The organism is Sorangium sp. So ce448 (assembly GCF_051520915.1).
GTDB classification, from domain to species: Bacteria; Myxococcota_A; Polyangia; order Polyangiales; family Polyangiaceae; genus Sorangium; species Sorangium cellulosum_B.
In genome coordinates, this window is sequence record NZ_CP150343.1 from 12,972,414 (window position 1) to 12,985,056 (window position 12,643).

Below are 12,643 nucleotides of genomic sequence, written 5' to 3' on the forward strand. Positions count from 1 at the left end.
CCCGCATGGGCGAGCCAGCTCCTGCCCCCGGCGGGCGCCCTCATCGCGCCGCCCAGATGGCGAGGAGCGCGTACGCGATCGCCACGGCCTGGATGATCGCGAAGCTCAGGAGCCCGGTCGGCAGGAAATCGAAGAAGCCGAACCGGATGGGCCTGCCGTCGACGTCCCGCAGGTCGGCCCGCTCGGTGAGCGCCTGCGCGAGCGGGCCCGACGTCGCCGCGGTCAGGAAGAGCGAGCTGCCCGCGCAGACGGACAGGGCGAGGCCGACATACACGGCGGGCGCGGGCAGCCGCTCGGCGAGCGACTCGGCCACGTCGAGCAGCGCCGCCATGCTGGGGCCCGCCGAGAACAGCCCGGTGAGCACGCCGGCGAGGACGAGGAACGCGACGAGCTGCAGCGACGGGGCGACCGGGAGTTGCGCCAGCGAGCGCGAGACCTCCTCGAACAGGCCGGTGCGCCGCACCGCCGCGACCATCACGAAGAGCGAGAGCAGGAAGAGCACCGCCTCGATGTCGAGCCCCGTCCGCGCGAGCCGCTCGCCGAGCCTGCGCGACATGAGCAGCGCCGCGCCGGCGCCGAGCCAGCACACGAGCTCGGGGCCGACGCCGAGCTCCGCGGGCAGGAACAGCCACGCGACCACCATCGCGCCGAGCGACGCCGCCGCCGGCACGAGGAGGCGCCGGTCGGTCCGCACCCGCCGGTGCAGCGCCTCCATGGCCGCGCGCGTGAGCCGCGCCGAGACCGGATCGCGCGGCACACCCGCGGCCGGGCGCACCACGGCGCGCACGACGAGGAGCAGCGCGGCGAGCGCGCAGAGCGTCGCCGGGGCGGCGCGCGAGAGGTAGCCCCCGAACGTCATGCTGCCCCGGCCGAGCAGCAGGATGGCCGGGAAATCGCCGATCGGCGTGGCGGCCCCGCCGAGGTTGCACGCGACGAGCAGCAGGCCGAGCAGCCAGGAGACGTACCGCTGGCGCGTGCCCATCAGCTTGAGCAGCACGTGCAGCACCGGCAGGACGAGCACGAGCGCCGTGAGGTTGTTGACGACGCCGCTCACGACGTACATCGCGATCGAGAACACCACGAGGACACGGAAGGGCTCGGCGCCGCTCAGCCGCGTCGCCGCGACGGCGAGGCGGTCGAAGAGCCGCGAGGCGGCGAAGAGCTGGGACAGGAGCCCCAGCGTCACGAGGATGACGAGCACGTCCCACGGCACATCGGCGAGCAGGCGCGGCGTGGTCGCGACCCCGAGCAGCGTCGACACGAGGCAGGCGAGGCCCGCGCCGCCCGTCACGATGAGCACGCGGCGCGACGGCAGGAGCGCCTGGAGCAGCAGCGTGCCGAGCAGGACGGCGAAGAGCGCGGCCTGGGGGGCCGTCACGTCGCCTCGATCGCCGGCGCGAGCGCGCGCGGATCGTCCGCGCCGGCGGCGGCGACCTCGGGCGCGGGGCCGCGCGGGGCCGGCCCGACGAGGCACGAGAAATCGGCCGAGCTCGTCTCGACCATCCAGCGCGGGTACACCGTCATGGGCCGGCCGAGGATGTCCCAGCCGATCAGCGAGCGGAACTGGGTCCGCACGTCGGGGCCCGAGACGCGCAGCCACGAGGGGCTCACGTGCGCCGCGTGCCCGTCGGTGCCGTAGACGAACGTGAGCAGCGCGCTCCTCCGCCCGGCCCAGCGGTGGAGCTCGGACAGACCCACCGGCTCGATGAGCCCGTCGTAGTTCGCGAGCACACGGCCGAAGTCCGTGTCGAGCCCGCCCGCGTCGGTGACGAGGCCCGCCTCGACGCCGGAGAGCCGCGGCACGAGCGCGTCGAGGCAGTCGGCCTCCAGCCCCACGACGAGCAGCCGGGTCACGCCGCGGAGCGCGTCGAGGACGCCCGCGGGGTCGAGCGGCGCCTCGGCGCCGCCGGAGAGCCACTGCTCGGCGACGAAGTCGAGGACGGGGAACTCGCGCCCGAGCTGGTCGCGGGCCTCGCGCGCGAGCGGGGCGCCGCCTTCGCCCATCAGCTCGCGCAGGAACAGCCGCGCCGCCGAGCGCATGCCCAGCTCGCCGGCCACCATCCGGAACGCCTGTCCGAGCGCCGGCGGCAGCGCCATCAGGCCGGCTCCGTCCCGGCGCGGGCGCGCTCGGCACGCGCGAAGAGGGCGTCGAGCAGGCAGACCATCGCGGCGTTGGCGAGCGCGTGGTGCGGCGGGCCGTCGGTGAGGCAGTCGACGAGCGCCGCGAGCTCCGGCGAGCCCTTCGGGGCGAGGCGCGTCAGCGGCGCGAGCGGGATGGCCAGCGGGTAGTCGTGCTCGCTGTCGCGCGCGAGGTGCGGCGGCAGGCGGATCGGGACGGGCAGCGACTCGCCGCTCGGCGCGCCGCCCTCCGGCGGGCCGAGCTCCTCGAGCAGCAGACCGAGCAGGCAGACCAGCGTGTAGCTCGCGCCGCGGTGATGGACCGGGCCCTCCCCGACGATGCACCGGACGACGAAGGCGCGCTCCTCCGCGTCGGGCATCCAGGGGGCGAGCAGCGCGTCGAGCCTCGCGGGGCGGATGAACGCGGACACCACGGACGAGGGCAATGAAGGGTAGCGATGGCCGGGGTCGCGAGGCGGTCGGGGCGGAGGCATGAGGGCACTTCAGCGTAGCTGCCCGGAAGGGCCTGGATCCAGGCCTGATCTCGCGCCAGCGCCCCTGCGGACGCGCGAGGTGTTCCTGTTCCGCAGCCCGTGCGAGCTCGAATCCCACCACCGCACGAGGGGCCTGCGGTCACCTGAGGTGAGCGCGGCGATTCACCCCTTGATATCCTCGCGTCGTCTGGTTGTTCCGCTCCGCCGAGCGGAGATCGTGGCTGGGTTCCTGATATGCGGAGATGGCCATGGGCCAGCGGATCCAGCCGCTTCGAGGGCGCCTGCCTCGCGCTCCGACGATATCGCAGGAAGCCAGGAAAGTGAGGAGGAGGCATACGCTGTTTCCTGTGCCCCGGGGCGCTCGAGCCGCCTCGTGCTGGCCTGGCTCCGGCGCTCGCCCCCGCGTCGCGACGCGATGTCGCACAACCAGAGCGGCGGCGCTCGCACCTAAGCGCTCAAATGGCCACGCGAACGCCTCGACAGCCGCTTGCGGCCCTCCTCGCCCTCTACACCCTCGCGACCATCGTGGGATCCAGCCACGCGTACAGCGGCGGCGCAGCGGAGCCGGACGTGGAGGCTTCCGTTCACGCCGGGGCCGGGCGCGACCGCGCGCACGCGCCTCCGCCTAGCTGCGCCGGCGTCACGCCCGGCGCCGACGACCGTTGCGGGCTCGGCCATGACGACGACTGCTGCGCCAGCCTGCTCGTGCCCGGCGGGACGTTCAACCGGCTCAACGATCCGCGGTATCCGGCGAGCGTGAGCAGCTTCCACCTCGACAAGTACATGGTCACGGTCGGGCGGTTTCGCCGCTACCTGGAAGAGACAGGCGGCCCGACGCAGCTGAGCCCGCCGCCGGCCGGCGCGGGGGCGCACCCGAAGATCCCGGACAGCGGGTGGGACCCGGCCTGGAACACCATGCTCCCGGCGACCACGGCCGCGATGAAGCAAGCGCTCGTCTGCGATCCTTACGGCTGGCCGACGTGGACCGACGCTCCGGCCGCGAACGAGGACAAACCCATCGTGTGCGCGACATGGCTCGAGCTGTTCGCGTTCTGCGCGTGGGACGGCGGGCGCCTGCCGACCCAGGCCGAGATGAACTACGCCGCTGCCGGCGGCGACGAGCAACGGCTGTATCCGTGGGGCTCTTCCCCCATCACCTCCGAGGACGCGGCCTTCTGTTGCCAGGGGGAAGGCTCGACGTCGCTGCCCTGCGAGGACGCGTTTCCCCCGTGGAGCCTCATCCACTGCACGACGGACGATCTCGCGCCCGTCGGCTCCTTTCCCAGGGGAGCGGGGCGCTGGGGCCAGCTCGATCTCGCCGGCGAGGCCTACAAGGTCACGCGCGACGCCGCCGACGACGACCGCCCGCTCGTGCCGTGCGCCGATTGCTCCCGCCTGGACAACCACGCTGCCCTGCGCGTCACGCACGGCGGGAGCTTCGTCGCCGCCGGATACCGGCAGACGACGACCTACCGCGCGCCCTACGAGACCGATGGCCGCCACTACTATGTATCGGCGATGTGCGCGCGCGACCTGCCAGGGCCGTGAGCCCTCCGCGCGGCCCTCGCCGGCAGCTTCGCGGAGGGCTCACGTTCGTATTCCTGAAGAGGCGCGCCTCGGGGCTCCTCTGCCCGCATGCGCGCGGATCGCCAGCATCAAGCGCTCTCGCGAAGCACCTTGATGAGCGCGGCGGGCGACTCCGCCCCGAAGCCCGCGGCGACTCCCTTCCTGAAGAGCGCCGCGGCGAACGCCGGGAGCTCGGCGTTGATCCTCGCTTCCCGCGCCTGCCGCTGGATGAGCTCGACGGCCTGCGCGCAGATCTCCAGCGTGGCCTCCGAGGCCTCGTACGCTCCGGACTGGATGGAGTCCGCGTCGTGCTTGACCATCCCACCGATGGCCGGAGCGACGACGGCGGCCATGGCCCCGAAGTCGGCCACGCGGATCCCTTCGGCCTCGCAGATGCGGGCGCCGTGGTAGAAGCCGAGGAGCCCCGCGAACAGGTGCGACAGGAACGCCAGGTCCATGGCCGCCGCCCAGCCGACCTTCTCCCCGAGGTAGCTCACGGTCCCGGCCATGCTCTCGAGCAGCGGCTTGCTCTTCTCGTAGGCAGAGCCCGAGCCCGAGACGAGGATGCTGCTCTCCGGCTTCCCCATCTGGCTCGGGGTGGCCAGGATGGCGCCGTCGAGGTAGTCGATGCCGCGCTGCTTCGCCCACGCTTCGAGGGTACGCGCGTCCTCGGGGCTGCCCGTGCTGAGCTGGACGAGCACCTTGCCGGCGAGGGAGGAGACAACGTCGCGCCCCTCCAGCACGCCGTACGTCGCGCGGTAGTCGGTGATGCAGGTGATCACGATCCCGCTCGCCTGCGCCGCTGCGGCCGCGCTCGGGGCCAGCACCGCTCCCTCCGCGACGAGCGGCGCGGCCTTCGCGATGGAGCGGTTCCAGACGGTGACGCGAGCGCCGCCGCGGAGCAATCCCCGAGCGAGCGCGGTGCCCATGAGACCCAGACCGATGACCGTGACTTCAAGCATGTGAGCTCCTTCGTTTGCGGCCCGTCTGCCGGTGACGGGCGCGCCTTCGTGCCGGCCAAGGTAGGGGCCTGCGCCCCGGGCCGTCGCGCACGATCGGACGCCCGGAGAGCACATTCCGACGGCGGCGAGCGCGGAGCCGCCCCGTGGCGCGCCGCGCGGCGGCGGTGGATACTAACGGGGATGCAGGTCATCGGACACACCCGAGCTCCCCTCCGACTGGAGCCGCCCGCGGGCGCGCCGCGCCCGTACGTCGGGGTACATGTCGGCGTTCACTCGACCCAGCCCGGCGTGATCGCGCTCGAGGCCTCTCAGGATCATCGGGTGAAGATCCATGCGGGCGCGCCGGTACGCGGGGCCTGCCGCGCCGATCGGTTCGTCTACACGCGCGGCGACGTGGACCTGATCCCCGCCGGCGCCTCGGACGTCTGGCAGGAGGACGACGCGGGCACCTCGCTCATCCTGTCGCTGTCCCCTTCGCTGCTGCGCCGGGTCGCGGCGGACATGGGGCTCGACCCCGACAAAGCCGGCCTGGAGCCACGCCACCAGATCAGAGACCCGCAGATCGAGCACATCGCCTGGGCGCTCGACGCCGAGCGCAGGGCCGGCGATCCGACAGGGCTTCTCTACAGGGAGAGCCTTGGCGTCGCGCTCGCCGCGCACCTGCTCGGCCGTTACAAGGCGCCGGGCCGCCTGCGGCGAGGGCTGTCTGCGCCGCAGCTGCGGCGCGTGACGGAGTACATCGAGGAGCACCTCGATCACGACCTGTCGCTCGATCGGCTGGCCGGCGTCGCCGGGGTCAGCGCGTCCCACCTCAAGACGCTGTTCAAGCGGTCGACCGGCGTGCCGGTGCACGAGTACGTGATCCAGCGCCGGGTGGAGCGCGCGAAGGCGCTGCTCCTGCGCGGCGACCTGCCCGCCAGCCAGGTGGCGATCGAGGCCGGGTTCGCGCACCAGAGCCACATGGCGAGGTGCATGCGCCGCGTCCTCGGCGTGACGCCGGCAAAGGTGGCAGCCAGCGCGCGCTGACGCGCGGATGCAGCGGTACCAGCACGGCCCCCGCCCGGAGTCTCTCGGCGCCACCCGCGGCCCGGCGCTGGTCGAGGAGACGGCGCGGAGGAGGGGCGCGGCGACCACTGGTCAGCGCGCCCCCACCCATTTCCCCCCGCGAATCGGTGATTGGCCCGCGATTCAGCGCGCGATTCAGCGCCTGATTCGCGCGGGAGGGCCCTGGCATGCGCGGTGCTCTCCCGTCCGGCCGACAGGCGGGCAGGAAACGGCACTCCGCGTGGGAGCCGTCGTCCTCCGCGAAACCAGGAGACTTCCATGCGTGCCATTCCTTCTCATCTGTTCGGCTTGCTTTCGCGCTCTCTCCTCACCGGCTCGATCGCGACCTTCGCCGCGACGGTCGCGCTCTCCGCCTGCTCCGCCGGGGCCGAGGAAGCCGAGGAAAACGACGAACCCGTCACCGCGGCCGCGTCCGCGCTCGATGCGTCGCGCTGCGCCTGCTTCACGAACACCACCAACGCGTGCAACTACACCTCGGCCGACCGCGTCGCCTGCGGGCTCCCGAGCGGCGGCTGCGCCACCATCGACGACTGGAACAACGGCTGGTACGCGTACAACAGCGCTTGCGAGGTGCCGCGCTCGTGCCCTTGCCTCCCCACCACGGAGAACGCCTGCAACTATGCGAGCGCGATCGATCGCGGCGCCTGCGGCGTCCCGAGCGGCGGCTGCGCCACCATCGACGACTGGAACAACGGCTGGTACGCGCACGACAGGGCCTGCTCCGCGCCGACCTTCGACGCGCTCGATTACATGCGCAACACCCATGGAGGCACGCTGCTCGGCGACGACGGCAGCATCGTCTCCTTCGTGGAGCAGCCGGGCGGCCATTTCTATTACGTGAAAGGCGCCAATTCGCCCTCCAACGACGGGAGCAAGTTCGAGCGCTTCGGGTTCGACGGAAATACCGTCTGGCTCGAGCGGGACACGACCTGGCCCGCCAGCGATCGGGGGCCCTTCGACTCGTATGACGCGGTCAGCCCCACGACGCACCGGTACGGGGTGCACACGCGGGCCAGGCGCAGCATGCGCGACGGCGAATCGTGGTCCACCAGCGTGCAGATCATCGGGTTCCAGACGGGGAGCGATCCGCAGCGGTGCCACTGGTCGAACCGGGCGAGCGACGACAGGAACAACACCACCGGGTTCGATTACACCGTCAAGCTCGTGAAGAACAAATCCTGGGGCGGGGACGTCGGGACGGTCGACTCCATCGGCGTCAAGACCGGCGACGAGGTCCACTGGTACGCCAAGGGCTGGGGCTGGGTGAGCTTCGAGTGGAACGGTTCGCCCACCGAGGGGCTGAAGACGGTGGTCTGGAATCGCTGGATCGGCTCCCAGAAGCAGCCCCGCGAGCTCTGCCCGAGCGGGCCGCTCCCCTTCGAGCAGCGGTCTCTGTCGACACGCATCGGGCTGTTTCACGAGGGTCAGTGGGTGCTCGACACCGGCGCGGTGGGATACCAATCCACCGATCGGAGCGCCTGGTGGGGAGCGGCGGGCGACATCCCGGTCGCGGGGAGGTGGGACGGCAGCGGCACCGCGTACCTCGGCGTCGCGCGCGTCCTCCCGGAGGGCGGAATGTCGTGGTACCTGGACTACAACGGCAGTGGCGCCATCGACGGCGGTGACCGCGTGTACCAGTTCGGGCAGCGCGGCGACACGCCGGTCGTGGGCGACTGGACCGGCACCGGCCAGGCGCGCATTGGCATCTTCCGCGATGGCATGTGGGTGCTCGACATCAACGGCAACGGGCTCCACGACGGCGGTGATCGGGTGACGTGGTGGGGCGCGCCCGGGGACATCCCCGTCGTGGGGAGCTGGGATGGAAGCGGCGTGGCGCGGCTCGGCGTCGCGCGCGTCCTCTCGAACGGCATGATGTGGTGGTACCTGGATTACAACGGCAATGGCACCGTCGACAGCGCCGACCGCACGCTCCAGCTCGGGCTGCGCGGCGACATCCCGGTCGTGGGCGACTGGACCGGCACCCGGCAATCGCGCATCGGCGTGTTCCGCGATGGGCAATGGTACATGGACGTCAACGCCAACGGGTGGGACACCCAGGACGCGACGCCCATGTACTACGGCTCCTCCTACTGGCGGCCCGTCACCGGCGCGTGGTGACCTTCGCGGCGGAGGTCGAGCCGCTGCGTCATCGCCGAGGTTCGGCGCCAGCCAGCGCTCGACCTCCGCCACGCTCAGGACGCTGTGGCAAACTGCCCCGCTGCACGGGTTCCTGCGGCATGAACTCCGGCGGCCCGCGAGTGCTAGAGTTGCCGTCATCCATGCTCGACAAGCTCGACATCGCCCGCGCCCTCCGCGAGACGGGCACGCTCCTCCAGATCAAGGGGGAGAACCCGTTCAGAGCGCGCGCTTACGAGACCGGGGCCGAGGCGCTGGAGCAGCTCACGGACGACCTCGGCGCGCTCGTCAGGAGCAAGAAGCTCACCGGCATCAAGGGCATCGGCCCGGCGCTCGCCGCCCAGATCGCCGAGCTCTACCAGACGGGGCGCTCCGGGCAGCTCGAGGAGCTCCGCGCCGAGCTGCCCAGCGGCGTGCTGGAGCTCGCCCAGGTGCCGGGCATGAGCCTCAAGCGGATGAAGGCGCTCCACGAGGCGCTCGGCATCGGCAGCGTGGAAGAGCTGAAGAGGGCCTGTCTCGCCGGGAAGGTCCGGGCGGTGAAGGGCTTCGGGGCGAAGACCGAGGCGAGCCTGATCGAGGGGATAGCCCTCCACGAGGCGCGCGACGAGCGCGTCCTGCTCGTCGACGCGCTCGAGGCGGCCGAGCCGCTCCTCGCCCACGTGCGCGGCTGCGAGGCGACCGAGCAGGCCGATCTCGCGGGCTCGATCCGGCGCTGGGAAGAGACGGTGACGGGCATCGACCTCGTGGCCGCGGCGGACGACGCCGCGCAGGTGATCGACTGCTTCGTCCGGTCCCCGCGGGTCGCCGAGGTCGAGGAGCGCGGCGACGCGCGTTGCACGGTGAGGCTCTCGGGCGGCCTGCGCGGCGAGCTCCTCTGCGTGCCGCCCCGGGACTACGCGGCAGCGCTTCACCACCGGACGGGGGCGCCCGAGTACCTCTCGGCGCTCGGCGCGCTCGCGCGCGAGCTGGGGCTCACGCTCGACGAGAGAGGGCTCCGGCGGGGCAAGAAGCGCCTCTCCGTGAAGACGGAAGAGGACCTCTACGAGCACCTCGGCGTCCCGTACATCGCGCCCGAGCTCCGCGAGAGCGCGGAGGACATCGTCGCTGCCATCGAGCGCGCGGCGCGGGCGGACCGCGAGGGCGAGCTCGTCGAGGAGGGCGATATCCAGGGGATGGTGCACTGCCACACGGTGTACTCGGACGGCAAGAACACGATCGAGGAGATGGCCCTCGAGGCCGAGGCGATGGGGATGAAATACCTCACCATCACCGATCACTCGCCCGCCGCCCATTACGCGAACGGCGTCGGCCTCGACAGGCTGAAGCATCAGTGGGACGAGATCGCCCGCGTCCAGGAGCGCGTGAGCGTGAAGCTCCTCCGGGGCACCGAGTCGGATATCCTCGAGTCGGGGAAGCTCGATTATCCGGACGCGATCCTGGAGCAGCTCGACGTGGTCATCGCGAGCATCCACTCGCGCATGAAGATGGACGCGGACCAGATGACGCGCAGGCTCGTCAGCGCCATGCGGCTGCCTGTCTTCAAGATCTGGGGGCACGCGCTCGGCCGGCTCATCCAGCGGCGCGAGCCGTTCGCGTGCCGCGTCGAGGAGGTGCTCGACGCCGTGGCCGAGTCGAGGGCCGCCGTCGAGGTGAACGGCGACCCGTACCGCCTCGACATGGAGCCCCGGTGGATCAAGGAGGCGCGCAAGCGCGGTATCCGCTTCGTCATCTCGACGGACGCACACTCGACGAGCGCGCTCCACAACCTGCGGTTCGGCGTGGGCACCGCGCGGCGAGGCGGCCTCCGCCGGGGCGAGGTGCTGAACGCGCGCGGCCTGGCGGCGTTCCAGAAGGCCGTCCGGCCCGCCGCCTAGTTCCTCCAGCCAGTGGTTCGCCGGGGATCTTGAGAGAGATTTCAACGCAAAGCCGCAAAGGCGCAAAGCCGCAAAAAGAACAATTTCTGTGCATTTTTGCGCCCTTGCGGCTTTGCGCCTTTGCGTTGAAATCTCTCTTCGCTCGAGGAAGACCCCTGGCAGGCTTTCTGATCCGCGGTACTACGGCGCGGAGCCGCCGGCGTCGGCCTCCCGGATCGACCTCGGCTGGGCGCCGTCCACGTCGGTGAAGCCGTATTCCCTCGCCAGCTCGGCCGCGATCAGGACCGCTCCGCTCTTCTGCATCACGCCCGGATCGGCGGCCGGCCCCGCGCGATCATGAGCGGAGCCGAGAGGGCGCTCGCGACGTAGTGGGCCCGCACGCCCGCGGAGAACATCTTGTCCCACCGGGAGAACGGCGCAGCCCAGAACCCGGCTTCCGTCCAGAACTCGGTGCCATCGTGGAAGTGCTCGTATCCACCCCAGACGTTGTTGACGAGCACGTCGAGCCGCCCGTGCTGCTCGGCGCGGATCCGCTCGATGACGGCCCGGGTCTGATCGTCGTCCCGGTGGTCGCAGCGGACGGCGATCCCGCGCCCGCCGAGCCGCGTCACCTCGTCGGCCGTGCCATCGATGGTGCCGGGCAGCGGGATGGCCGCTTCGCCCTCCGCGGCCGTCCGCCCGGTCACGTACACCGTGGCCCCTGCCTCGCCGAGCCCGAGCGCGACTCCCTTGCCGACGCCGCGGCTGGCGCCCGTGACGAGCGCCACGGCCCCTGTGAGCGGTCGAGACATGAGAAACCCTCTTTACTTTATCCGGCGCGCCCCCCCGCGCTCCGCAAGGAGCAGGCCATCCTAGCGGACGTTGTTCCGTTTTCCAAGGCTGCCCTTGTCGACGCGCGTCATCCGCTGTCGAACACCTCGACAGACGGTGCGCGTCGTGTGACCGTTGAGCTGTCATGCCAATGCCCCTGCCGCCCCCTGCGCCCGCGGAGAACATCGTCGCTCTCATCGGGCACACCCCGATGATCCAGGTGACTCAGCTCGACGCCGGCCCGTGCGAGCTCTTCCTCAAGATGGAGAGCCAGAACCCGGGCGGCAGCATCAAGGATCGCATCGGCCTGTCGATGATCGAGGCGGCCGAGCGCGCCGGCCAGCTCGGGGGCGAGCGGCGCCATGTGGTCGAGGCGACGGCGGGCAACACCGGGCTCGGCCTGGCGCTCGTCGCGGCGCAGAAGGGCTACCGGCTCACGCTCGTGATCCCGGACAAGATGAGCCAGGAGAAGGTGTTTCACCTGAAGGCGCTCGGCGCGCAGGTGGTGATGACGCGCTCCGACGTCGAGAAGGGCCACCCGAGCTATTACCAGGACCTCGCGGCCCGCATCGCGCGCGAGGAGGGCGCGTTCTACGTGAACCAGTTCGAGAACCCGGCGAACGCGCTCGCCCACGAGACCGGGACGGGCCCCGAGATCGACGCGCAGCTCGATCGAAGGATCGACGCGATGGTGTGCGGCGTCGGCTCCGGCGGCACCATGACAGGGCTCTCGCGCTACTTCGCCAGGGCGCAGCCGCGCTGCGAGATGGTGCTCGCCGATCCGGAGGGCTCGGTGCTGGCGGGCTACGTCAAGACCGGCAACCTCGGCAAGGCGGGCTCGTGGCTCGTGGAGGGCATCGGGGAGGACTTCCTCCCTCCCATCCTCGACCTCTCCCATGTCAAGCGCGCTTACACGATCTCCGACAGGGAGAGCCTGGAGACGGCGCGGCTGCTGCTCTCCAGGACGGGCATCCTCGCCGGCTCGTCGTCCGGGACGCTGCTCGCGGCGGCCCTGCGTTATTGCCGCGAGCAGTCGTCGCCTAAGCGCGTCTGCACCCTCGTCTGCGACAGCGGCAACAAGTACCTGTCGAAGATGTACAACGATTTCTGGATGGCCGATCAGGGCTTCACCGACCGCGCGCCGACAGGGGATCTGCGCGACGTGATCACGCGCCGTCACGCCGACAGGGCGGTGGTCACGGTGCAGCGGTCGGACGCGCTCCTCGTGGCCTATGCGAGGATGAAGCTCTACGACGTGTCGCAGCTGCCCGTCCTGGAGGACGGCAAGATCATCGGCATCCTGGACGAGTCCGACCTCCTTCTCGCGGCCGTCGACGACGTGACGCGTTTCCGCCAGTCGGTCGAGGCCGCGATGACGACGCGGCTCCGGACGGTCGACGTGCGGACGCCGATCCGGGAGCTCCTTCCGATGTTCGACGCGGGGCTCGTGCCGATCGTGACCGATGGTGACGAGTTCGTCGGGCTGGTCACCCGCATCGACCTGATCAACTACCTGCGACGCCGGGTGAAGCTGCACGAGGTCTGAGCCGCGCGCGCGGGCAGGCGATCCCCGCTCGGCCGTCGCGTCGGGCGGGCCCGCCGCTCGCGGCGCGGCGCG

At 71.4% G+C, this 12,643-nt stretch carries 11 protein-coding genes; 5 read left to right on the forward strand and 6 right to left on the reverse strand.

Annotated elements, in window-relative coordinates; translation table 11 throughout:
• Positions 1 to 40: 40 nt before the first annotated feature.
• From WMF45_RS48695 to WMF45_RS48705, 3 genes are read right to left on the reverse strand one after another with little or no spacing between them, the layout of a single operon-like run.
• Positions 41 to 1,378, reverse strand: a complete 1,338-nt coding sequence (locus WMF45_RS48695) for an SLC13 family permease (protein WP_437713982.1) — start codon at positions 1,376 to 1,378, stop codon at positions 41 to 43.
• Positions 1,375 to 2,097: a hypothetical protein gene (locus WMF45_RS48700; RefSeq protein ID WP_437713984.1), complete on the reverse strand. Its 723-nt coding sequence runs from the start codon at positions 2,095 to 2,097 to the stop codon at positions 1,375 to 1,377. Before WMF45_RS48700 ends, WMF45_RS48695 begins: the two co-directional genes overlap by 4 nt.
• A complete protein-coding gene (locus WMF45_RS48705; RefSeq protein WP_437713986.1) occupies positions 2,097 to 2,612 on the reverse strand; it encodes a hypothetical protein in 516 nt (171 codons plus the stop codon). The genes WMF45_RS48700 and WMF45_RS48705 overlap by 1 nt, the downstream gene beginning before the upstream one ends.
• Before the next feature lie 459 nt (positions 2,613 to 3,071).
• On the opposite strand from WMF45_RS48705, the gene WMF45_RS48710 reads away from it, so the two are divergent.
• Complete coding sequence (locus WMF45_RS48710; protein ID WP_437713988.1) at positions 3,072 to 4,160, forward strand: formylglycine-generating enzyme family protein; 1,089 nt, start codon at positions 3,072 to 3,074, stop codon at positions 4,158 to 4,160.
• Between the two features lie 107 nt (positions 4,161 to 4,267).
• Here WMF45_RS48710 and WMF45_RS48715 read toward each other — a convergent pair whose 3' ends face one another.
• Positions 4,268 to 5,140 (reverse strand): NAD(P)-dependent oxidoreductase, encoded by an 873-nt coding sequence (locus tag WMF45_RS48715; RefSeq protein WP_437713990.1) that lies wholly within the window; start codon positions 5,138 to 5,140, stop codon positions 4,268 to 4,270.
• A gap of 180 nt (positions 5,141 to 5,320) precedes the next feature.
• Between WMF45_RS48715 and WMF45_RS48720 the strand changes: the two genes are divergently transcribed.
• The 3 genes from WMF45_RS48720 (at position 5,321) to WMF45_RS48730 (ending at position 10,215) form a co-directional block, all read left to right on the forward strand.
• Positions 5,321 to 6,166 carry a helix-turn-helix domain-containing protein gene (locus tag WMF45_RS48720; protein WP_437713992.1) on the forward strand — a complete coding sequence of 282 codons (846 nt, stop codon included), beginning with the start codon at positions 5,321 to 5,323 and terminating at the stop codon, positions 6,164 to 6,166.
• Positions 6,167 to 6,463: 297 nt separating this feature from the next.
• Positions 6,464 to 8,323 (forward strand): hypothetical protein, encoded by a 1,860-nt coding sequence (locus WMF45_RS48725; RefSeq protein ID WP_437713994.1) that lies wholly within the window; start codon positions 6,464 to 6,466, stop codon positions 8,321 to 8,323.
• Between the two features lie 161 nt (positions 8,324 to 8,484).
• A complete protein-coding gene (locus tag WMF45_RS48730) occupies positions 8,485 to 10,215 on the forward strand; it encodes a helix-hairpin-helix domain-containing protein (RefSeq protein WP_437713996.1) in 1,731 nt (576 codons plus the stop codon).
• A 180-nt stretch (positions 10,216 to 10,395) separates the two neighbouring features.
• On the opposite strand, the gene WMF45_RS48735 is transcribed toward WMF45_RS48730, so the two are convergent.
• Together WMF45_RS48735 and WMF45_RS48740 are read right to left on the reverse strand one after the other, a co-directional pair.
• Positions 10,396 to 10,518, reverse strand: a complete 123-nt coding sequence (locus WMF45_RS48735; RefSeq protein ID WP_437713998.1) for a hypothetical protein — start codon at positions 10,516 to 10,518, stop codon at positions 10,396 to 10,398.
• Positions 10,518 to 11,006: an SDR family NAD(P)-dependent oxidoreductase gene (locus WMF45_RS48740; RefSeq protein ID WP_437714000.1), complete on the reverse strand. Its 489-nt coding sequence runs from the start codon at positions 11,004 to 11,006 to the stop codon at positions 10,518 to 10,520. The genes WMF45_RS48735 and WMF45_RS48740 overlap by 1 nt, the downstream gene beginning before the upstream one ends.
• A 170-nt stretch (positions 11,007 to 11,176) precedes the next feature.
• On the opposite strand from WMF45_RS48740, the gene WMF45_RS48745 reads away from it, so the two are divergent.
• Complete coding sequence (locus WMF45_RS48745; protein WP_437719662.1) at positions 11,177 to 12,571, forward strand: pyridoxal-phosphate dependent enzyme; 1,395 nt, start codon at positions 11,177 to 11,179, stop codon at positions 12,569 to 12,571.
• Positions 12,572 to 12,643: the final 72 nt, after the last annotated feature.